Origin of the sequence: Streptomyces sp. Tu6071 (assembly GCF_000213055.1) — a bacterium.
Classification (GTDB): domain Bacteria; phylum Actinomycetota; class Actinomycetes; order Streptomycetales; family Streptomycetaceae; genus Streptomyces; species Streptomyces evansiae.
This window is the reverse complement of the sequence record NZ_CM001165.1, coordinates 2,831,560-2,853,102: the sequence shown is the minus strand read 5'-3', so window position 1 is coordinate 2,853,102 and position 21,543 is coordinate 2,831,560. Positions and strand designations below refer to the sequence as shown.

The following is a 21,543-nucleotide window of genomic DNA, read 5'->3' as shown; positions in this document are numbered from 1 at the left end:
CCCGTCCCCCGACCGCCCGCGAGTCCCCCGCCGCGCCCCCTCACCCCGCTCCCACCCACCTCCCCACCTTCCGCCGCACCACGTCCCCCATCCCCCGCGCCCCCGGCGCGACCCGCAGCGCCAGCGCGGCGGAGTGCGTGGCGTAGGGGTGGACCAGGACGAGGCCGTGGCGGCGGCTCGGAATGGCGGAGCGGCGGAGCCGGCCCGAGGAGGGGAGGGCGCGGGGCCGGGTCGTGCGCGTCGTGCCGTCCGCGAAGGCGAGCATGAGCCACACGTCCCACGTGCCCGCCTCCAGCTCCGTCAGGTGCAGGCGGAGCGAGGCCGTCCAGGTGCCGGGGGTCGGCCCCGGGGCCAGGCTCGCGCTGCGGCGCTGCACGATACGGCCCGTGTCGCGGTGGACCAGCGCCGCCTGGACCGCGACCGGACTCGCTTCCGCGACGCGCCCGTACAGCTCGTGCAGGCGCAGCCGCAGGCGGCTGCCGCGCGCGGACGGCTTGAGGATCGCGTCCACCGCGAGCGGAAGGCGGTCCATCGGGGTGTGCTCCAGGCGGGCGAGCGAGACGCCGGGCAGGTCCGCTGCCCACACCGGGGCACCCGCCGCGTCACGCGCGTACGGGGGCAGGAGCCGCGACGGCTTCGAGACGAGGTCGCGCAGGCGGCCCAGGTCGCGCGGCGCAGGGGCGCCGCGCACCACCGCCGCCGCCGTGCGCGCCGGGGCGACCGCCGCGGCGACGTCCGCGGGCGAGAAGGCCGTCAGGTAGGCGCGCGTCAGGTCCCACCACGCGCGCTGGTACGAGGGGTCGTGGCGCGGCAACTCCCGTACGTACATGCGCAGTCCACGGTCCAGGAACCCGGCGCGCGCCGCCCGTACGAGGCGCGGCTGCCCGGACAGCTCGGCCACCGCCTGCCGGTGTGCCCGCACCCGCGCGCGCCAGTTCTCCACGCCGTCCCGGTCGAGCGAGAGCGAGCGGCGCTGCCCCTCGCGCCGTACGTGCCAGACGTAGACCCGGTCCGGTACGAGTGCCATGCGCGGGCGGGCCGCGAGGACCCGCGCCGTGAAGACGAAGTCCTCGTAGAGGTAGCGCCCCGGCGGGAAGCGGATCGCGTGGGCGCGCAGGAAGTCCGTGCGGTACAGCTTGTTCACGCAGAGCGTGTCGGCGGCGATCCGGGGGAGCGCCGAGGGCTCGTCGAGCGTGCGCTCCCTCTCGTACAGCCGCCGCTGCCAGGGGAGTTCGCGTCCGCCGGGCAGCTCGCGCCGTACGCACAGGCCGCCCGCCACGTCCGCGTCGTGCGCCCGCGCCGCCCGCAGGAGGGCGCGCACCGCGCCGGGCGGGAGCACGTCGTCGCTGTCCAGGAAGAGGACATACGGTGACGTCGCGCGCTCCAGGCCCTCGTTGCGCGGGGTCCCGCAGCCGCCGCTGTTGGCGGTGCGCCGCACGACGCGCAGGCGCGGCTCGCGCGCGGCGAGACGGTCGAGCAGGCGTGGGCTGTCGTCCGTCGAGCAGTCGTCGACAGCGATCACCTCACGGACGCACTCGCCCTGTTCGCAGGCCGAGTTGACGGCATCGGTGAGGTGCGCGGCGTCGTTGTAGCCGATCACGACGACGGTGACGCCATCAGTGCCCGTCATCGCGAACTCCCCTTCCGATCCGGGAGTTTCGCGAGCACTTCGCCCGTCTCGCGGCTGAAGTCCAGCACTTTCGCCTCCTTCGGGACCCGCTGCCACCGCGAGAGCAGCAGCCACCGGATGTCGTACCGTCGTGCGATCTCCGCGCGCCGCGCCGTCCCCGCCCGCCCCGACAGGTACGAGTGCGTCGCCCGCCAGCGCGCCCGCCGTTCCTTCTCGGGCAGCGCGGGGTCCGACCACACGGGCGCGACCGTGTCGATCCCGAAGCCGGGCAGGCTCCGCACCGCCTCGCGCTGGTCGGTCAGGACCGGCTCCCCCGGGCGGACCGACGAGGCGGCCCACGCGTAGGAGTGCCACGCGGGCAGCCGCCGCGTCTGCGGCGGCGTCCATTGTTCGGGCAGTACGGCGCCGGACTGCGCGAAGACGAAGCCCGTGCCCGCCGCCGCCACGACCGCGAGCCCCTTGAGCGCCCGCGCCCGCCCGGCCCGCGTCACCTCCACGGCCACCGCGACCTGCGCGGGCAGCACGGCGAGGCCGAGGACCCGCCCGTACGTGTAGTGACCCGACACCCAGCCGTACGCGGCGACGGCGACGCACGCCGCGCACATCCAGGTGAGCGCGTCGCGCGGGTCGCGGCGCAGGCGCAGCCCGAAGGCGGGGAGCGCGACGAGGCCGAGGAGCCAGAAGCGCGCGAGGACATCGGTGTAGAGCGCGGCGTGCGTGGGGTCGAGCACGGCGGAGTCGGCGCCGAGCGCGAAGACGTCGAACCACGGGAACCAGGCGAGCGCGGTCAGGAGGGCGCCGAGGGGGACGGGCCACCAGGCGGCCCAGGCGCGGAGCGTGGCGCGGGCGGGAACGGGACCATGTACGGGCCTGTCGGCAGCGCTGCGTACGGGGCCGGTGTCCCGGGCGGGCGCCGCGCCCTCTCTCGCGCGCACTCCGTCTCCTGCGGGCACTCCGTCCCCTGCGGGCGTCGCGTCCTCCCCGGCAAGCGCCCCGCCCCCGCCCCGTACCCGCGCCAGCACCAGCACCGCCGCCCCGAGCACCCCGGCGACCCCGCTCACCGGGTGCACGAGCAGCAGCACCCCGCACAGCGCCCCGAGCCCGCCGCGCGCCCACCGCGAGGGCGGGTCCGCGCGCTCCGGATCGGTCAGTTGTGCCGCGTACGCCCAGGTCAGGAGGGCGAGGCCGAGCGCGAACGTACTCGGGTAGCCGGCCACGACCGGGAGCGAGACGAGTCCGGCGAAGCCGCTCCACGCGAGCGGTTCCGTGCCCCACAGCGTCACCAGGAGCAGGAGGGCGACGGTCGAGGCCCAGCGGTTCGCGGTGAAACGCTTCACGAAGGCGTTGAGCCCGAGCAGCACCACGAGCAGGTTCACGGGCGCGGCGAGCCGCACCGTCTCCCAGCCGCTGAGCCCGAAGAGCCGCGCGAGCACCCCCTCGGCGAGCGCGTACGGCGAGTAGTACGGGCTGCCCGCGCCCGGCAGGTCCGCCGCCGGGTGGTGCGGGTGGAGCAGGCTCGCGCGCAGCCGCTCGACGACCGCCGCGTGCTGCCCGAGGTCGCAGCACGCCTGCACCGAGAGCGCGAGGAGGCTGACACCGATCCAGAAGAGACCGCCGAAGACGAAGAAGGGTGTCGGCCGCCAGCGGCCGAGCGCGCGGGTCGCGGTGGCGCCCGGCGGATTGCGGCGACGGTGGAGACGGGGCGGCGACGGGGGCGGGACGGGGGTCTGGGGGGCCCGCGCGTCGGTGGAGTCCACGGCGAACGGGGTTCCTCTCGTGGGACGGCGCCCGTACGGGCAGGTCAGGAGATCCGTCCCACGAGGAGGGGGTGCAAAGCACCTAAAAGCGTATTAATTGGTCAATATGAAGTACGGCGTCATAGGGGAGGAGCAGGGCCCTCGCCTCACGCGGGGGCGACCGTCTGTTCCAGCAAGGCCTGGAGGGCGCGCTGTTGCTCGGGTGTCAGGGCGGCCAGGGGTGATTCCCGGGTGAGGAGGCCGAGGAGCCGGTCCCGCAGCGCGGTGCCCTCGGCGGTGAGGACGAGGTGCTTGGCGCGGCGATCGGTGGGGTGGGGGCGGCGTTCGACCAACCCCCGCTTTTCGAGCTTGTCGACGACGAACGTCGCGTTGGAGGGCTCGCAGGTCATGCGTTCGGCCAGTTCGCGCATGGTCATCGGCCCGGTCATCTCCCGCAGTGCGGTCGCCTGGGCGGCGGTGAGTCCCAGCGGGACCGCCTGTCGGCGCACGTGATCGGCGATCCGGTGGGCCAGTCCGTTCACCAGGCCGCACAGCTCGCGCTCGGCGACGGCCCGCGCCTCCGGGGGTGTCGTCGCCTCCGGGGAGGTCGTCGCTTCCTGGCGTGTCGTCATGGCTCCAGCCTAGCGACTCCATCAAGTCGACATAATTCAAGCAAGAATATTTCTAACTTGATGCTTATGCTGGGGCGGTCATCGCCGGGGAAGCCTCCGGCGAGGACTCCACGCGAAGAGGACGAGGCACGAGGGGGCGGAACGCATGGTGAACTCATCGGCGCACCGGGACGAGCGGCTGCGACGACCCGCGACGGGCGGTTCGGTGCTGCTGGGCGGGACGAAGGTCTCGTACGTGCCGGACGGGGTGCTGCTCGGGCGGCCGAGGGCCTGGCTGCCGGACACCACGGAGCGGACCTGGGCGGAGCACCCCGAGTACCTGGACGCCTCCGGCTACCTGGTGGCCAGTGTCGGCGGCCTCCTCGTCGAGCAGGGCGACCGCGCGCTCCTGATCGACGCGGGCCTCGGCCCGTACGCGATGCCCGGCGATCCGGCGACACCGAACGGCCCCGTGCGCGGGGGCGCGCTCCTCGACAGCCTCGCCGCGCTGGGCCGCGCCCCGGAGCACATCGAGGCGGTGGCCCTCACCCACCTGCACCCCGACCACACCGGCTGGGCCGCCCACGTCGCCCCCGGTGCCGCGCGCCCCGCCTTCACCCGCGCCACGTACCTGGTGCCCGCGCCGGAGTGGGCGCGGTACGGATCGCCGACGCCGGACGGCGCGGCGGAGGAGCCCGCCGCCGCGCTCGCCCCGCAGGTCCGCACGGTGGCCGACGGCGAGGAGGTCTTCCCCGGCGTACGGGCCAGGTTCGCCCCGGGGCACACGACCGGGCACACCGAGTACGTGATCACCGGGGGCGGGCGCCGCCTGATCGCCTTCGGCGACTCCCTGCACGCGCCGATCCAGGTGGACCACCCGGAGTGGACGTGCGTGTGGGACGACGACCCCGCCGCTGCCGCCGGGCACCGCCGCCGCCTCGTGGCCGAGCTGGCGGAGCCCGGCACGCTCGGCTTCGGCGTCCACTTCGCCGACGTCGTGTTCGGCCGGGTCCGGCGCGGGGGCCCGGGTCCGGCCTGGCGCCCCCTGGACGCCGGGGAGTGAGGTCACCCCGTCGTGGTGGGGGCGGGGGAGGGCGGTGCGGAGGCTCCGGACGGCGTGCGCGCCGGCCGCTCCACCTCGGCCGGGAGCTTCCCGTCGGCGCGGCGGGCCGCGACGAGGTACGCGGCGCCGTCGCCCTCGGGGCGGACCGCGAGGCCCACCGCCGGGTCGGGGCCGCGTACGCGGTACGCCGTGTGGGGGACCTCCTCGCTCTCGGCGGGGCCTCCGCACGGGGGTTGCACGGCGGGCCCGAGGCGCTCCGCGAGCGCGAGGGGAACGCCGGGCGGGGCGCTCCCGTACGCGTGCCCGTCGAAGCGGATGACGAGCGGGCGGGGGGCCGCGCACGCGACGGGCCGCGCACGCGAAGAAGCCGCGCACGCGGAAGGGGCCGCTGTTCCTCGTACGCGCCGGCCGACGCGTACGAGGAACAGCGGCCCCGTCCGTCTACTTGACCGCTCCCGCCATCACCCCCGACACGAACTGCCGCTGGAAGGCGAAGAAGACGACGAGCGGGATGAGCATCGACAGGAAGGCGCCCGGGGCGAGGATGTCCACGTTGTTGCCGAACTGCCGTACCTGCTGCTGGAGCGCGACGGTGATCGGCGGGCTGCCGGAGTCCGCGAAGATCAGCGCGATGAGCATGTCGTTCCAGACCCACAGGAACTGGAAGATGCCGAGCGAGGCGATCGCCGGGCCCGCGAGCGGCATCACGACCCTGGTGAACAGGCGGAGTTCGCCCGCGCCGTCGAGCCGTGCCGCTTCGAGGAGCTCGCGCGGGATCTCCGCGAAGAAGTTCCGCAGCAGGAAGACCGCGAAGGGCAGCCCGAAGGCGACGTGGAAGAGGATCACGCCGATCGTGGACTCGAAGATCCCTATCCAGCCGAAGAGTTCGGACACCGGCAGCAGCGCGACCTGCACGGGCACGACCAACAGCCCCACCACGAGCAGGAACCAGCCGTCCCGGCCCGGGAAGTCCATCCAGGCGAAGGCGTATCCGGCGAGCGAGCCGATGACGACCACGAGAAGTGTGGACGGCACGGTGATGAGGACCGTCGACCACAGGCTGTGCGTGATCGCGCTGTTGTCGAGCAGATTGCCGTAGTTCTCGATCGTGAGCTGGGCGGGGCTCGTGAAGACCTTCCACCAGCCGTCGTCCGCGATGTCGGAGGGCGAGCGGAGCGAGGAGATCAGGAGCCCGATCGTCGGCACGAGCCAGAACACGGCGACGGCGAGGAGGAAGATCCGCAGCACGCCGCCCGCCGCGACGCGCGCGGCGCGGGCGGCGAAGGACTCGCCCTTGCCGGGGCGTTCGCGGGGGGCGGTGCTCGTGGCCCCGGGCTCCGGGACCGTCCCGGGTACGGCGGCGGTCATCGGCGTTCCTCCTTGCGTTCCCTGCGCAGCCTGCGGATGTTGAGCAGCATCACCGGCACCACCAGGATGAACAGGAAGATCGAGATGGCGCTCGCGACGCCCGCGTCCCCGTCCACGAAGGCCGTGTTGTACAGCTCGACGGCCAGGACGTTCGCGTCGTCCCGCGCGGAGCCCGGCGGGATCACGTAGACGAGGTCGAAGATCTTCAGGACGTTGATCATGAGCGTGACGAGCACGACGCCGAGCACGGGCGCGAGCAGCGGCACCGTGACGCGGCGGAAGACCTGCCACTCCCCGGCCCCGTCGACCCGTGCCGCTTCGAGGAGTTCGCGCGGCAGGCCCGCGAGTCCCGCGCCGATGAGGACCATCGCGAACCCGGCCCACATCCACACGTACGCGCCGATGACCGACCACGTGACGAGCGAGGGCCCGAGCCAGTCGATGCCGCCGTACGGCTCGCGGAAGTTGTCGGCGGGGAGGCGGAGCCGGGCGCCGTCCGCCTTCGCGGGGAGTGTGAAGCGGCCGTCGGCGCCTGCCTTCGCCGAGGCGACGACCTCGCCGTCCTTCACGGCCTCGATCCGCATCCCCGGGTAGCCGAGTTCCTTCGGGTCGACCTTGTCGAGCGTGCCGCCGCCGCCCTTCGTGAAGTCCTGCCACACCGTGCCCGCGATCCCGCCGTCCTTGCCGGGCGCGGCGGGTGCGGCGGCGGGCCGCGCGCTGTCGGGCATGACGTCGGGGGCGACACCGACGAGGGGGAGGAGAACGGTCGTTCCGCTCCGTACCGGCTCCCTGGTCAGGAACGCGCCGCCCTTGGCGGCCTCCAGCGCCGAGCGCGGGCGCGGGTGCGCCTTGGGGAAGGCGGAGGACTCCGCGAACGTGTCGTGCACGGTCACGGCGACCGCGTTCGCGACGCCCCGGTCGGGGTCCTGCTCGTACACGAGCCGGAAGATGATCCCCGAGGCGAGCATCGAGATCGCCATCGGCATGAACACGAGCAGCTTGAACGCCGTGCCCCACTTGATGCGTTCGGTGAGGACGGCGAGCACGAGCCCGAGCGCCGTCGCGACGGTCGGCGCCACGACGAGCCAGATCGCGTTGTTCTTGATCGCCGTCCGGATGTTCGGGTCCGAGAACATCTCGCGGTAGTTCCCGAGGCCGACGAAGCCGTCCCCGGAGGAGTCGAAGAGACTCCGTACGACGTTCCACACGATCGGGTAGAGGACGAGCGCGCCGAGCAGCACGAGCGCGGGGAGCAGGAAGAGGACCGCGAGGGAACGGCGGGTACGGGTGACGGAGGCGGGGCCCATGTCCCGCGAGGACTTCGGGGACTCGGGCGACGTACGGGGCGCGGGCACGCCCCCGCTGGGGGACGCGGGGGGCACCGGTACGCGACCGGCACCCCCCGCCGCTTCGGCGGCCATCCCGTCAGTCCTTGTACGCCTTGGCCGCGTCCCGCTCCAGCCGCTGCTGGATCGCGGCGACGTCCTTCGGCTTCGCGAGGAAGTCCTGAAGCGCCTTCCACTCGCCCTTGTTGGGCGAACCGCCGAAGGACTGCGGCATCTGGTCCGACATGTCGTAGCGGATGTCGTCCCCGGCCTTGATCAGCGCCTCGGCGATGCCGCGCTGCACGTCGTTGGGGTACGCGGACGTGTCGAGCGCCTTGTTCGGCGAGATGAAGCCGCCCGTCTTCGCCCAGATCGCCGCGGCCTCGGGTGAGGCGAGGTACGTGAGCAGCGCCTGCGCGCCCTCGGAGTCCTTGAGCGCGACGGCCGCGTCGCCGCCGACCACGGCGGGAGCCTTCCCGGAGCCCACGGCCGGGAAGGGGAAGACCTTGGCGTCGGAGCCGATCTTCGCGTCCGTCTCGGCGATGTTGATGCCGACGAAGTCCGCCTCGAAGACCATCCCGGCCTTCGGCTGGTCGCCGCCCGTGAAGGTCTGGGTGACCGAGGCGGGGAACTCGGTGGCGAGCGCGCCCTTCGCGCCGCCCGCGAGCAGATCGGGCTTGCCGAAGAGCTGCCCGAGCGTCGTGAGCGCCTGCTTCACGGAGGGGTCGGTCCACTTGATCTCGTGCCGCGCGAGCTTGTCGTACTTCTCCGGGCCCGCCTGCGAGAGGTAGATGTTCTCGAACCAGTCCGTGAGCGTCCAGCCGTCCGCGCCCGCGACCGAGACGGGGGTGACGCCGGAGTCGGCGACGGTCTGCGCGGTCTTCAGGAAGTCGGCCCAGGAGGTGGGTACTTCGGCGCCCGCGTTGTCGAAGACGGCCGTGTTGTACCAGACGAGGGACTTGTTCGCGGCCTTGAAGTAGACGCCGTACTGCTTGCCGTCCACGGCGCCGAGCTCCTGCCAGCCCTGCCCGTAGTTCTTCTTCAGCTCCGCCTGCGCCTCGGCGCCCACGGGCTTCGCCCACTTGCGCTCCACGGCCTGCTGGATCGCGCCGACCTGCGGCAGCATGGCCACGTCCGGCTGACCGCCACCGGCGATCTTCGACTCCAGGAAGCCGATGACGGGGTCCTGCGCGGCGACGTACTCCGTCTTCGCCCCGGTGCGCTTGCCGAAGTCGGCGAGCACCTTCTCGAAGGCGTCCCGCTCGGCCCCGCTCCAGACGGCGGCGATCTTCACGGTCTGCCCGTCGAGTTTGGGCAACCGGACTCCGGAGGAGGACTGCGCGGCGGACGCGGAGGGCTTCTTCGCGTCGCCGTCCTTGTCCTTGCCGCTGTCGCCGTCGCTCCCGCAGGCGGTGAGCGCGACGGCCGTCCCCGCCGCGACGGCCATGAGCGCGAGCCGGCGCGACCGCCGCCTCCCAGAGCCTCTCGGCTCGCGCGTCCGTGCATCCCGAAGAGGTGCGTGCATCATCGCCCCGTTCTCTTCCGTCTCGCTCCAACTACGGCTCTCCTCCCGGTGGTTGCCGGGAGGGGGGAACCCCTTCCCCCTCCCCGCACATCTACGCCCGCACGGTCGGGGGGACAAGAGGGCGGGAGGTGACGACCTGCACGGACACGGCCGTTCGTGATCGTGCTGTGACCCGGAAGAGGGCGCTCGGGCGCTTCGGCGGACAGCGCGACGCGCCCCGGCGAGCAGGGGCGCACGCGGAGCGACCACGAGCCCGCGAGAGAGCCACTGCGCCCGGCGCCGGTCCCGACCCCGCCACCGCCGCGGCGCCGCGAGGACGCCCCCGCGTGCCGCATCGTCCTCCACGCCCCGACCACCGCCCGCCGCGCGGGCGCCCCGGACTCGCCGATGGCGGCGATCCGCGGCTCGCGCCCCGCTACCGGGTGGCGTCGGTACAGGCGCCGCCCCACGCGGGGCCGGGTGAACTCCCGGCCCGTGAGAGGGCACTCGATCGCGCGGAGCAAGTCCGTGGCCTCGCCGCCGAAGCCGACGAAAACGGGGATATGCTCCGTTTTCAGTCGCGTCCGTCCCCGGGAGAACGTCCCATGCCCCTGCCTCGTATCGGTGTGGTCGTCGTGACGATGGGGACGCGGCCGGGGGAGCTGGACGCGCTGCTCGCCTCGGTGGCGCGGCAGGATGTGCCCGCCGCGCGGGTCGTGCTCGTCGGGAACGCGACGCCGCTCGGCGACGTCGTCACCGAGGCCACGAAGGTGCCGCTCGCGGAGAACCTCGGGTGTCCCGGCGGGCGGAACGTGGCGCTGGAGCTGTTGCGCGACTCCGGTGACGTCGATGTCGTCGTGGAACTGGACGACGACGGACTGCTTGTCGCCGACGACGTGTTCCGGCAGGTCCGGCGGCTCTTCGCCGAGGACCCCGGGCTCGGGATCGTCGGTTTCCGGGTCGCGGACGAGCACGGGCACACGGAGAGGCGCTGGGCCCTGTCGTCACATTCCCGTCGTCGCCCGGAGGGCGGCCGTGCGGCGTCAGGTGCGTGCTCTCGGCGCGCCGCCCCCAGGCCCTCGTACTGGACGTACTTGGGTCTGGGGGCGGTGCGGCGAGAGTGCGTGCATGGCGTCGCGCGGCAGACGGGAATGTGACGACAGGGCCCAAGTGCCGCGGTTGCGGGCGGGGGACCCGATGCGGGGTGGTGAGGTGACCGCGTTCCTCGGGGGCGGGCGCGCGTTGTCGATGCCGATGTTGCGGCGGATCGGGCTGTGGCCCGCCGAATTCTTTTTCGGCCACGAGGAATCCGACCTCGCCTGGCGCGCCCTCGACGACGGCTGGACGATCCGCTACGAGCCCGGCCTCGTCCTCCAGCACCCCCGCACGTCCCCGGCCCGCCACCCCGGCCACTACCGACACACCGCCCGCAACCGCGTCTGGCTCGCCCACCGCCGCCTCCCCGCCCCGCTCGTCCCCGTCTACCTCGGCGCCTGGGCTCTCCTCACCCTCCTCCGCACTCCCTCGCCCTCCGCCCTGCGCGCCTGGTGGGGCGGCTTCGCGGAGGGCGTGCGCACGCCGTGCGGCCCGCGGCGGCCGATGCGGTGGCGCACGGTGTGGCGCATGACGCGGCTGGGGCGCCCGCCGCTCCTCTGATCTCCGCGCCCGTGTCCGGTGAAGACGTCCGTCGTGGAAGCCGTCCGTGCCAACTCCTTGACGTGCGTGTTCAGTTCCGATGGCATGTGTGCGAAATCCTTTGGAAAAAGTGCGTTGTTGTTCACCTGGTCGACGACACAGGAAAATGGGACACACATGCGACGAAAAAGGTACGAGAGGTTTCGGCGCGCCGTGATCGGTGTGACGCTGTCCGCCCTCGCGAGCGGCGGACTGCTCGCGGCCACCACCGCCCCCTCCACCGCGGCCCCCACGCCCCCCACCACCGCGGCGACCCCCGCCACCACCTGGACCGTGCGCGACCCCGCCCACTCCGCCCTCACCGCCCGCCTCGCCCTCGACCCCGCCGGTGAACTGCGCCTCGCCGTCACCCGCGACGGCGCGCCCGTGCTCGCGCCGGGCCGGCTCGGCCTCCGTACCGACCGGCACGACCTGACGACCGGGCTGCGGCTGGTCGACCGCGAGGACCGCACCGTCCACGACACGTACCGCATGACCACGGGCAAGGAACTGCGCCGCTCGGCGACGGCGCGGGAGACGACGTTCGCCTTCCGCGGCGCGGACGGCGCCCGCCTCGGCGTCGTGATGCGGGTCTCGGACGACGGCGTCGCGTACCGGTACGTGCTCGACGAGCACGGGCCCGTCACCGTGACGGGGGAGGCGTCCGCCTTCGAGGTCCCGAAGGACGCGAAGGCATGGGTCCAGCCGTACGCGACGAGCTACGAGAACGAGCGCACGGAGACCACGGCGGGTGCCGCCAACGAGGCCGAGCCCAAGGAGTGCGCGGGCGACACCTGCTCCTTCGGCTACCCCGCGCTCTTCGAGACGGGCGGCACGTACGTCCTCCTGACGGAGGCCGACGTCGACGGCCGGTACTCCGGCAGCCACCTCGACCACGAGGACGGCGGCTCCGCCTACTCCGTCGCCCTCGCGGACGACGCGCCCGTCACCTCGCCCGGCCCCCTCGCGACGCCCTGGCGCACCGCGATCGTCGGCGGCCTCGACACCCTCGTCGGCTCGACCCTCGTCGACGACCTCGCCCCGCCCTCGCGCGTCGCGGACACCTCGTGGATACGTCCGGGCACGGACGACTGGTCCTGGCTGAGCGACACCTCCAGCCCCGGCGACCTCGACCGGCAGCGCGACTTCGTCGACTACGCCGCCGCACACGGCCTGGAGTACACGCTCGTGGACGCCGGGTGGAAGGCGAGCTGGGTCCCGGAACTGGTCCGCTACGCGCGGGCCCGCGGCGTCGACGTCATCCTCTGGTTCGACTGGGCCGACCTCAGGACGCAGGCGCAGCGCGACGCCTGGTTCGCGAAGATCAAGGCGTGGGGCGTCGTCGGCGTCAAGGTCGACTACATGTACTCCGACTCCCAGTCGACCTTCCAGTGGTACGACGCGATCCTGCGCGACACCGCCGAGCGGCACCTCATGATCGACTTCCACGGCGCGACGATCCCGCGCGGACTGCAACGCACCTGGCCGCAGGTCATGAGCGTGGAAGGGGTGCGCGGGGAGGAGAACGGCCAGAACCCGGCCCGGGACGTCTTCCTCGCCTTCACCCGCAACATCGTCGGCTCGATGGACTACACCCCGACGTGGTTCTCCCGCCCGAACCGGCAGAACTCCCTGGCGCACGAGCTGGCCCTGCCCGTCGTGTACGAGTCCGGCTGGACGAGCCTCGGCGACAACCCCGAGGGCTTCGCGGCCCAGCCGGTGGCCGAGCGCTACCTCGAACAACTCCCCACCGCCTGGGACGAGACGCGCCTCGTCTCCGGCGGGCCGGGCCGGACGAGCGGCGGCGAGCGGCAGGCCGTCCTCGCCCGCCGCAGCGGCGACCGCTGGTTCGTCGGCGGCATCCTCGCGGGCGCGGGCGCCACGATGAAGGCCCCGCTCGGCTTCCTCGGCAAGGGCACGTGGCGCCTGGAGACGATCGCCGACCACGACGGCCAACTGCGGCGCACGGTCAGGACGGTGACCGCGAAGGACACGCTCGCCGTCCCCGCCGTCACCGACGGCGGCTTCACCGCTCTCGCCTGCCCCGCCACCAGGGGCCGCACCGACTGCGCGCGGCCGGTGACCACCGCGCCCGCCACGACCCTCGCCACCGACCCCACGAGCGTGACGGCCGAGGCAGGCGGGAAGGCGTCGTTCGGCGCCACCTTCACGCTCCCCGAGGGCGCCGCGCTGCGCGACGTGCGGCTGACCGTGGACCGGGGGCGGCTCCCGGCCGGCTGGACCGTCACCGGCCCCGACGTGCGGGCCGCCTCGCTCCCGGCGGGCAAGGAGCTGACGGGCCACTGGACCGTGACCGTCGCCCGGGACCAGCCGGGCGGCACGGTGGAGGTGCCCGTCGTGGCCACCTACGCCCACCCGGCCGGGGGGAACGCCCCGCCGGTGCACGTGGAGGAGGTCGTACGGGTCTCCGTCCCCCTGCACGGCACGCTCTACGCGAGCGACCAGCCCTTCCTCGCCGAGAGCAACGGCTACGGGCCGGTCGAGCGCGACCAGTCCAACGGCGAGGCGGGCGGGCAGGACGGCAAGCCCCTGACGATCGGCGGAACGGTGTACGCCAAGGGACTCGGCATGAACGCGCCCGGCCAGGTGCGGATCGACCTCCAAGGCCGCTGCACCCGCTTCGAGGCGCATGTCGGGATCGACGACGAGACCAGCGGCCGGGGCAGCGTCACCTTCACGGTGCTGGGCGACGACGAGCGCCCACTCGCCACGACAGGGGTGCTCCGCGGCGGAGAGGCCGCCGTGTCCCTGACCGCCGACGTCACCGGGGTCCACACCCTGACCCTCACGGCCGACGACGGCGGCGACGGCAAGAACTACGACCACGCGGACTGGGGGCTCGCCCAACTGACCTGCGCCGACTGACGTACCGGTACCAGGCGGGCCCCGGCCGGGCGGAGCGGCCGGGGCCCGCCCTCGTCGGCGCGCGGCCGTCCTCCCCCGGGAAGCGCGTCAGCCCAACGCCCGCTCCAGACACACCAGTTCCGGACGCGACTCCCATGACGGCACCTTGTGGAAACCCACGCGTGCGTACAGGCGCAAGGCGTCCTCGCGCCAGGACCAGACCGACAGGCGCAGGGCGGGGGCGCCCGCCTCGCCGGCGAGGGCCGTCGCTGTCGCCATGAGGGCCGCGCCGATGCCCCTGCCCCGGTGGGCGGGCGAGGTCCACAGGCGTTTCAGTTCGGCCGGGGCGGACGCCGGGGCCCGTACGACCACGCAGCCCGCCGGGGCGCCGTCGTCCGTCGCGAGGAGGACCGTCGCCCCCGCGAAGGACCGCGCGGGGTCCTCGATTTCGGCCAGATACGCGGCGGGAAGGTCCGCCGGGCCCGGGACCGGAACGCCCTTCTCCTCCTCCGTGCGCAGGTGGTACGCCGTGAGGAGCGGGCGCAGACGCGGGTCCCCGGCGGGGACGGGGGTGACGCGGACGGTCACAGCAGCGGCTCCTGCGGTTTCGCCTCCGCCGCCCTCGCCGCGCGGTCCAGCGCGCTGGCCAGGAGGGCGAGGTCGGTCGGGCCGTTGCCCAGCTCGCGGACGGGACGGGCGCGTTCGGGGGCGTCGCCCATCTTCGGCCACTCCAGCGCGGTGACCGTGGGGCGCAGAGTGGCCGTACGCGGGATGCGGCCCGTCACGCGGCCCGCCTGGAAGGGGAGCGCCGCCCCGTCCTGGGTCAGGAGGCGACCGCGGCCCGGGGCCGGGTCCTCCGGGGCCGGGGACGGCGCGTCGAGCACGACCCGTACGCCCGCCGCGCGCGCCACGTACGAGGCCGCCGCCTTCTCCGTGCGCGCGCCCGCCGCGATCAGGTGCACGCCGAGACGCGCCCCGTCCCTGACCACCGCCTCCAGCGCCCGGACCACCGAACCGGCCGCCGGACGGCCCGTCGCGCCGAGCGGCGGGTCGAGCAGCGCGTCCACGTCGTCCACGAGGACCACGAGGCGCGGGAGCGGGTTCCGCGCGCCGGAGGACGTACGGGGGCGCAGGCGGAGCGTGCGGCTCGGCGGCGCCTCGATGTCGCCGCTCTCCGCGCCGCGCGACTGCGGGGGCACCGAGTTGCCCGGGTGGTCGGCGGAGTTCGCGGCCGTCGCGTCCGCCGGGTGCGGCGCCGGACGCTGGTCCGCCTCCTGGTCGTACGGGACGCGCGGGCGGCCGTACGGGCCGTGCGCGGCCCGCTCCTGCCCGTACCGCGAGCGCTCCCGCTCGTACGCGGGCCCGGACGGCGGCTGCTCCTGGTCGAACATGACCCGGGCGCGCGCCTCCTGCTCCCGTACGCGACTCGTCCGCGCCGCCACCGACACCGCCGCCGCACGCGGACCGCCCGGCCCCGCGCCCGTACCGCCGACGCCCCCCGCCGGCCCGTCACCGCCCGCCGGTCCCGACGCCGGGCCGGACCCGGGACCCGTGCCCGAACCTGTCCCGGCCCCCGGTCCCTGACCCGCGGCGCCGCGCGCCCGGACCCGCCCCGAAGGCGTGTCCCCCACGCCGCCCTGCGCCGGGACGAGGGGTTCCCCCGGCGCCGTCCCGCCGCCGTCGAGCAGCCGGGCCCGCCGCTTCAGCTCGCCCGCCAGGGCCTGCGCGAACTCGCGCATCCGCACCGGGTCCTGGGCCCGCAGCACCGTCGTCACGTGCGGCAATTCCGCGCACACGCCGAGCCCCGCGCCCTCCGGTTGGGCGCCCGCGCCGTCCACGAGGACGAGCCCGAGCCGGTCGGGCCGCTCGCCCGCCGCCAGCGAGGCCGCGAGCGCCCGCAGCAACTCCGTACGGCCGCTGCCCGCCGGACCCTCGATGATCAGGTGCGGCCCCTGGGCCCCGCCGAGGTCCACGTGCGCCGGGCCCTCGGGCCCCGCGCCGAGCACGCCGAGCACCCGCCCCTCGCGCGCCTCCTCCGCCGCGCTCGCCCAGCGCGCCAGCAGCGACGCGGGCGTGGCCCGCGCGAGCCCCAACTCGTCGAGCAGCCGCACCGCCTGGGGCAGCGGGGACGCCGTCGCGGCCGTACGGGGCGCGCCCTGCGCCGCGTCCGTCCGCAGCGGCGCGAGCGCCCGCGCGAAACGCTCCGCCCACGCCGCCGAGACCGCGTCCACGGTGCCCGTCGTGCCGTGCCCGGCGAGCCGCCCGTGCGCCGCGCGCAGCACGTGCACGGCCGTCGCGACATCGCCGCTCAGGAGCGCCACGGCCCCGCAGTCGCGGAACGCCGCGACCTGCGCGCACGCCGCCTCGAAGGTCTCGGCGACCGGCGAGGCCGGAGAGGCCGCCGCCGTCTCCGCGAGGCACACGAGGTGCACCCCCGCCGCGCGCCCCTCCGCGCTCGCGCACCACGCCGCCGCCTCGCGCAGCGCGGGCGTGCCGGGGTCGCCGTCGAGCACGACGAGCGTGCGCAGGCCCTCGTACTGGCCGGGCGTGCGCCCGCGGACCTCGGCGAAGCGCGCGGCGGCCTGCTCGTTGTCGTACGCGAGCAGCGCGCGGCACTCCTGGCCGCGCGTCGGGCGCACGTGCGGCAGCCAGCCGAGCCAGCCCCAGCGCGCGACGCGCTCGGCGAGCGGCTGGTGGCGGTCGGTGCTGACCAGGACGATTTCGAGCGTGTCGGGGGAGTGCAGCGCCGCGTACTGCGCGAGGACCGCGCGCGCGAGCCCGGAGAGGCGCTCGCGGGGGCCCGCGAGACCGAGCGAACCGCTCTCGGCGAGGCTCACGGTGAGCGGGACGGGCAGCGCGCCGCCCTCGGGACGCGGGTGCTCGCTCGTGCCGACGCGGCAGGCCAGCGCCTCGGGGTGACCGGGACCGCGCTCCCACAGGCGCGGGCCGGGGCCGAGCGCGGTGAGCAGGAGGAGGGCGGGATCGGGCCAGGCGTCGGGGGAGCGGGCGGGGAGGGGGACGGGCGCGGGCGGGAGGGGGGCCTCCGGCGCCGGGGGCCCGGCCGTCGTGGCCTGCCCCGCCGTCGGGGCCGCCGCCTCGTCCGTACGGGCGCCGCGCCGCCGTCCCCAGCGGCCGAGCCCGCCCTTGCGCCGCGCGGTCCGGGTCTCGCCCGGGTCCTGCGGCGCGGGGGCGTCCCTCTCGGGGGCGCCGTCGAAGGGGTGCGGGCGCGCCTCGCCGGCGTCCTGGGCGTCCCGCGCCTCGTGCAGCCCGCGCAGGCCCTGGGCGGCGTGCGTCGCGTCCGCGCCGTGGGGGGACGCGGTACGGGGTCCCCCGGCGGGACGAGGTACTTCGGGCGTACGGGTACGGGGCGCCCCGGCCTCCGGACGCTCCCCGGCCTCCGGACCCCCCTCGGCCTCCCGCCACTCCCCGGCCACCGCCCGCGCGCCTTCGTCCGCCCCGGCCCGTACCCGTACGTGCCCCTCGCCGTCCGGCACCGTCGCCACCGGCGGCTGGGTGCCGCCCGCCACGACGCGCAGGACGGACTCGCCGACGCGCAGCAGGGCGCCGCGCGGGAGGGGCTGGGGGGTGCGGCCGACCGGGCGGCCCTCGATGCTCGTGCCGTTGGTCGAGCCGAGGTCGGCGACCTCCGCGCGGCCCCCGGGCCCGAGGACGACGGCGCAGTGCGCGCGCGAGACGTCGGGGTCGTCGAGCGTCACATCGGCCTCGGCGGAGCGGCCGATGCGCACCTCGCCGCCGTGCAGCACGTGCACACCGCCCGCGTCGGGGCCCGAGACGACCTGGAGCTGGGGCGCCGTCGGGTCGGGCTCGCCGCCCGGCCCCGCAGGGCCGCCGAGCGCGAGCACCGCGCCGTCCACGAGCGGCGGCTCGCCGAGCACCGCGCGGTGCGGGTCGAGGCGCGTGCCGTCCACCCACCACGAGGACGTCGTCTCGCCCGCGCGGGCGGCCTGCTTGAGCCCGGCGGCGACCGCCGAGAGCTGGGTGCCCGCCGGGGCGGTGACGAGGACGTCGCAGTCGCGTCCCGCACCCCTCCGTGCCAGGAGGCTGAGCCGAATCTGCATCCCGGTCACGCGTCCCCTCTGCGCGCGCGCACGCCGGGGAAAGGGCTTCCACCCCCGCCGCGCACGGGCACTCGGCCTGTACGTACAGACACGCATCCTCGCACTTGCCAGAGACAACCCGCCCGCCGATCGCCGTCGATTGATCTTGATTGATCTGCTCCGGTCGGAAAAGTTCCATGTCGGACGGGGGTGATCGGCCGGAACCATTCGCTCCGCGGGCCGGAGGACGGGGGCAGGGCGGAGCGGCCGAGGGGGCAATCGTCGAACACCCGGACGGTCCGCCAGGCTCGCGCACCCCCGGTACGCCCCTCCCGCGCACTACAGTGGGCGGAACTGTCCGAAGCGGCGGCCCCCGCGGCCGTCGCCCCGAACGCGGCCGGCCCGGAGCCCCCAGAGGCGCCCGGATGCGGGCGAGCCGGATGATCAGGGAGCGCATGACGTGCGGCCGGTAGGCAGCAAGTACCTCCTGGAGGAGCCGCTGGGACGCGGCGCCACGGGCACCGTCTGGCGTGCGCGCCAGACCGTCCCCGCGGGCGCCGAGGCGGCCGTGCAGGGGCAGCCGGGGGAGACCGTCGCCATCAAGGTCCTCAAGGAGGAGCTGGCGAGCGATCCGGACATCGTGATGCGCTTCCTGCGCGAGCGCTCGGTGCTGCTCCGGCTCACCCACCCCAACATCGTGCGCGTGCGCGACCTCGTCGTCGAGGGCGACCTGCTCGCGCTGGTCATGGACCTCGTCGAGGGCCCCGACCTGCACCGCTACCTCCGTGAGAACGGGCCGTTCAGCCCCGTCGCCGCGAGCCTGCTCACCGCGCAGATCGCGGACGCGCTCGTCGCGAGCCACGCGGACGGCGTCGTGCACCGCGACCTCAAGCCCGCGAACGTCCTCCTCAAGGAGGACCCCGAGGGCGGTCTGCACCCGCTCCTCACGGACTTCGGCATCGCGCGCCTCGCCGACTCCCCGGGCCTCACCCGCACGCAGGAGTTCGTCGGGACGCCCGCGTACGTCGCCCCCGAGGCCGCCGAGGGCCGCCCGCAGACCTCCGCCGTCGACATCTACGGCGCGGGCATCCTCCTCTACGAGCTGCTCACCGGCCGCCCGCCCTTCCAGGGCGACTCCGCGCTCGAAGTCCTCCACCGGCACCTGAGCGAGGAGCCGCGCCGCCCGTCGAGCGTCCCCGAGCCGCTGTGGACGGTCGTCGAGCGCTGCCTCAGCAAGAACCCCGACCGCCGCCCGAGCGCCGAGAACCTCGCGCGCGCCCTGCGCGTCGTCGCGGAGGGCGTCGGCGTGCACGCCAACTCCGCGCAGATCGCGGCGGCCGAGGGCGTCGGCGCCCTCCTCGCGCCCGACCCGGACCCGGCCCCCGTACCGGAGGTGTCCCCGGGCGCCGCCGCCCCGACCGAGGTCCTCTCGCGCGACGGCTTCCCGCAGGGCGCGTACGACCCGGCGGCGCCCACCTCCGTGCTCCCCACCACCGGACAGGGCGCCGGTACGGGCCAGGGCGGCCGTCCCGGCGAGGCCGACCCCACCGCCGTCATGCCCCCCGTACCGCCCGGTCAGCAGGGCGGCGACCCGGACGCCCCGCACCCCTGGGAGAGCCAGCTCCGCGCCGCGCGCGACCGCAACGAGCAGACGCAGATCCAGTACCTCGACCCGGACGAGGACCCCCTGCGCCGCCGCCCGCACCGGCAGCAGCCCCCGCAGCAGCAAGGCCCCGGCCCGTACGGTTACGCGCCGCAACCGGGCCCCTACGACCCGCCGCGGCCGCAACGCCCCACGTACCAGCAGGGCGGCGGCTATCAGCAGGGGCAGCAGGGCGGGCACGGCGGCTACCAGCAGCCCTACCAGCAGCAGCCCCCGCAGCCCCAGCCCCAGCAGTACGCGCCGCCGCCCGCCCCGCGCCGGCAGGCCCCGCCGCCCGCCGAGGCCCCGCCGCGCCGCGAGCCGAGGCCCCCGCGCGAGCCCCGGGAGCCGCGTCGCCGCAGCGCCAACCCGATGCGCATCCCGGGTCTCGGCTGCCTCAAGGGCTGCCTCTTCACCGTGGTGATCCTCTTCGTGGTCGGCTGGATCGTGTGGGAGGTCAGCCCGCTCCAGGACTGGATCGGGACCGGCAAGGGCTACTGGGACCAGCTCGGAAGCTGGATCAAGGAAGTCTCGGGCTGGTTCTCGAAGCTGAACGGCTGACGCCGGGCGGCACGGCGGGAGCGGGGGGCGAGTTCGGCGACAAGTCGACAATCGGCGCACGTCTTCGGCCACCGAACCCCCGCAAAACCGGACCGATCGCCGCCCCGATGTGGCGCGTAGGCCGATCCTGGGCACGGAGAACCCCAGGACGCGCGTAACTTTGCGAATCGTCGCATCGCCACGACTTTGCAAACGTCGCAACGCCACGCCCCGGGCCGTGCCGGGGCCCGACCTGTCGGAGCAGTTTTGGCACGCAAGATCGGCAGCCGGTACACCGCACACCAGCTCCTCGGGCGGGGCAGCGCGGGGAGTGTGTGGCTCGGCGACGGACCCGAGGGGCCCGTCGCGATCAAACTGCTCCGCGAGGACCTCGCGGCGGATCAGGAACTCGTCGGCCGCTTCGTCCAGGAGCGCACCGCGCTGCTGGGCCTCGAACACCCCCACATCGTCACCGTGCGCGACCTCGTGGTGGACGGCAACGACCTCGCCCTCGTCATGGACGCCGTCCGCGGCACCGACCTGCGCACGCGCCTCGACTCCGCCCACCGCCTCGCCCCGGCGGCAGCGGCGGCGATCGTCGCCGACATCGCCGACGCGCTCGCCTTCGCGCACAAGGCCGGGGTCGTGCACCGCGACGTCAAGCCCGAGAACATCCTCCTCGACATGTCGGGCACCCCGGGCCGCGCGGGCGAACACCCCGCGCTCCTCACCGACTTCGGCGTCGCCAAGCTCATCGACAGCCCCCGCTCCACCCCCACGGGCCGCAGTACGAAGATCATCGGGACGCCCGACTACTGCGCCCCCGAGATCGTCGAGGGCCTGCCGCCGCGCGCGGCCGTCGACATCTACGCGCTCGCGACGGTCCTGTACGAACTGCTCGCCGGGTTCACCCCGTTCGGCGGCGGCCACCCCGGGGCCATCCTGCGGCGGCACGTGACGGAGACGGTCGTCCCGCTGCCCGGCATCCCCGAGGAGCTGTGGCAGCTCCTCCTCCAGTGCCTCGCCAAGGCCCCCGCCTCGCGGCTGCGCGCCTCGGAACTCGCCGAGCGGCTGCGGGAGATGGCCCCGCTGCTCGACGGGCTGCCCGCCCTGGAGGTGGACGAGCCGCAACCGGAGCCCGCCGAGGAGGGCGAGGCGGCCGGCGAGGAGCCCGTGACGGGCGCGGCGCCGCGCGGCGCGGTGTCGCTGGTGCCGACGGCGCCGGGCAAGGACTCCGGGCGGGACACGCACACGAGCATGCGGGTGCCGGGGGTGGACGAGCTGTCCGGCGGCGCCCACGGGACGGCGCGCGTGCCGCGCGCGCCGGGGGCGCCGCGGCCCGGCTCCGCCCGCGCCAGGGAGGCGGCGCTGCGGCGCAGGCGGCTGCGGACGGGCGTCGGGGCCGGGGTGGCGGTGGTGATCCTCGCCGTGGCCGGGTGGCTCGTCGCGGGCGGGGACGACAGCGATTCCGGGGCCGAGCAGACGGGAACGGCGGCCGTCACCTCCGGGTGAGCCGGTTCGGGGGCG

Annotated in this window: 13 protein-coding genes and 2 pseudogenes; 6 read left to right on the top strand and 9 right to left on the bottom strand. The window is 75.1% G+C overall.

Annotation, left to right across the window (positions count from 1 at the left end; all coding sequences use genetic code 11):
- Nucleotides 1-40: 40 nt before the first annotated feature.
- The 3 genes from STTU_RS11605 to STTU_RS11595 all read right to left on the bottom strand — a co-directional run bounded on the left by STTU_RS11605 (nt 41) and on the right by STTU_RS11595 (nt 3,998).
- Complete coding sequence (locus STTU_RS11605; RefSeq protein WP_043254902.1) at nt 41-1,630, bottom strand: glycosyltransferase family 2 protein; 1,590 nt, start codon at nt 1,628-1,630, stop codon at nt 41-43.
- Nucleotides 1,627-3,387, bottom strand: coding sequence for a hypothetical protein (locus STTU_RS11600; RefSeq protein ID WP_007822925.1), 1,761 nt, complete (start codon nt 3,385-3,387; stop codon nt 1,627-1,629). Before STTU_RS11600 ends, STTU_RS11605 begins: the two co-directional genes overlap by 4 nt.
- Before the next feature lie 146 nt (nt 3,388-3,533).
- Nucleotides 3,534-3,998, bottom strand: coding sequence for a MarR family winged helix-turn-helix transcriptional regulator (locus STTU_RS11595; protein WP_007822924.1), 465 nt, complete (start codon nt 3,996-3,998; stop codon nt 3,534-3,536).
- A gap of 145 nt (nt 3,999-4,143) precedes the next feature.
- Here STTU_RS11595 and STTU_RS11590 point away from each other — a divergent pair, with 145 nt between their 5' ends.
- Nucleotides 4,144-5,040: an MBL fold metallo-hydrolase gene (locus STTU_RS11590; RefSeq protein WP_007822923.1), complete on the top strand. Its 897-nt coding sequence runs from the start codon at nt 4,144-4,146 to the stop codon at nt 5,038-5,040.
- 2 nt (nt 5,041-5,042) lie between these two features.
- Here the strand turns inward: STTU_RS11590 and STTU_RS11585 are convergent, their stop codons facing one another.
- The 4 genes from STTU_RS11585 to STTU_RS11570 form a co-directional block, all read right to left on the bottom strand.
- Nucleotides 5,043-5,357, bottom strand: coding sequence for a DUF6281 family protein (locus tag STTU_RS11585; protein ID WP_234019378.1), 315 nt, complete (start codon nt 5,355-5,357; stop codon nt 5,043-5,045).
- A 124-nt stretch (nt 5,358-5,481) separates the two neighbouring features.
- On the bottom strand, nt 5,482-6,408 hold the full coding sequence (locus tag STTU_RS11580) for a carbohydrate ABC transporter permease (protein WP_043254899.1): 927 nt from the start codon (nt 6,406-6,408) through the stop codon (nt 5,482-5,484).
- Nucleotides 6,405-7,829 (bottom strand): carbohydrate ABC transporter permease, encoded by a 1,425-nt coding sequence (locus STTU_RS11575; RefSeq protein WP_007822920.1) that lies wholly within the window; start codon nt 7,827-7,829, stop codon nt 6,405-6,407. The genes STTU_RS11580 and STTU_RS11575 overlap by 4 nt, the downstream gene beginning before the upstream one ends.
- Nucleotides 7,830-7,833: 4 nt before the next feature.
- Nucleotides 7,834-9,180: an ABC transporter substrate-binding protein gene (locus STTU_RS11570; RefSeq protein ID WP_007822919.1), complete on the bottom strand. Its 1,347-nt coding sequence runs from the start codon at nt 9,178-9,180 to the stop codon at nt 7,834-7,836.
- A 662-nt stretch (nt 9,181-9,842) separates the two neighbouring features.
- Between STTU_RS11570 and STTU_RS11565 the strand changes: the two are divergent.
- The 3 genes and pseudogenes from STTU_RS11565 to STTU_RS11555 all read left to right on the top strand — a co-directional run.
- Nucleotides 9,843-10,232, top strand: a pseudogene (locus STTU_RS11565) (glycosyltransferase family 2 protein); the annotation flags it as partial.
- 175 nt (nt 10,233-10,407) lie between these two features.
- Nucleotides 10,408-10,893: pseudogene (locus STTU_RS11560) on the top strand (glycosyltransferase family 2 protein); the annotation flags it as partial.
- A gap of 192 nt (nt 10,894-11,085) precedes the next feature.
- Entirely contained in the window at nt 11,086-13,797 is a 2,712-nt protein-coding gene (locus STTU_RS11555; RefSeq protein WP_043254897.1) for a glycoside hydrolase family 97 catalytic domain-containing protein, read from the top strand.
- An 87-nt stretch (nt 13,798-13,884) separates the two neighbouring features.
- On the opposite strand, the gene STTU_RS11550 is transcribed toward STTU_RS11555, so the two are convergent.
- Nucleotides 13,885-14,364, bottom strand: coding sequence for a GNAT family N-acetyltransferase (locus tag STTU_RS11550; protein WP_043254894.1), 480 nt, complete (start codon nt 14,362-14,364; stop codon nt 13,885-13,887).
- A complete protein-coding gene (locus tag STTU_RS11545; protein WP_007822914.1) occupies nt 14,361-17,855 on the bottom strand; it encodes an FHA domain-containing protein in 3,495 nt (1,164 codons plus the stop codon). Before STTU_RS11545 ends, STTU_RS11550 begins: the two co-directional genes overlap by 4 nt.
- Nucleotides 17,856-18,294: 439 nt before the next feature.
- Here STTU_RS11545 and STTU_RS11540 point away from each other — a divergent pair, with 439 nt between their 5' ends.
- Nucleotides 18,295-20,037: a serine/threonine-protein kinase gene (locus STTU_RS11540; protein WP_007822913.1), complete on the top strand. Its 1,743-nt coding sequence runs from the start codon at nt 18,295-18,297 to the stop codon at nt 20,035-20,037.
- 246 nt (nt 20,038-20,283) lie between these two features.
- Nucleotides 20,284-21,528 (top strand): serine/threonine-protein kinase, encoded by a 1,245-nt coding sequence (locus tag STTU_RS11535; RefSeq protein WP_007822912.1) that lies wholly within the window; start codon nt 20,284-20,286, stop codon nt 21,526-21,528.
- Nucleotides 21,529-21,543 lie beyond the last annotated feature (15 nt).

Coding starts and splice junctions, on each gene's coding strand:
- STTU_RS11605 (WP_043254902.1), bottom strand. CDS start 1,630: ATGACGGGCACTGATGGCGTCACCGTCGTCGTGATCGGCTACAACGAC.
- STTU_RS11595 (WP_007822924.1), bottom strand. CDS start 3,998: ATGACGACACGCCAGGAAGCGACGACCTCCCCGGAGGCGACGACACCC.
- STTU_RS11590 (WP_007822923.1), top strand. CDS start 4,144: ATGGTGAACTCATCGGCGCACCGGGACGAGCGGCTGCGACGACCCGCG.
- STTU_RS11580 (WP_043254899.1), bottom strand. CDS start 6,408: ATGACCGCCGCCGTACCCGGGACGGTCCCGGAGCCCGGGGCCACGAGC.
- STTU_RS11575 (WP_007822920.1), bottom strand. CDS start 7,829: ATGGCCGCCGAAGCGGCGGGGGGTGCCGGTCGCGTACCGGTGCCCCCC.
- STTU_RS11570 (WP_007822919.1), bottom strand. CDS start 9,180: ATGGCCGTCGCGGCGGGGACGGCCGTCGCGCTCACCGCCTGCGGGAGC.
- STTU_RS11545 (WP_007822914.1), bottom strand. CDS start 17,855: ATGCAGATTCGGCTCAGCCTCCTGGCACGGAGGGGTGCGGGACGCGAC.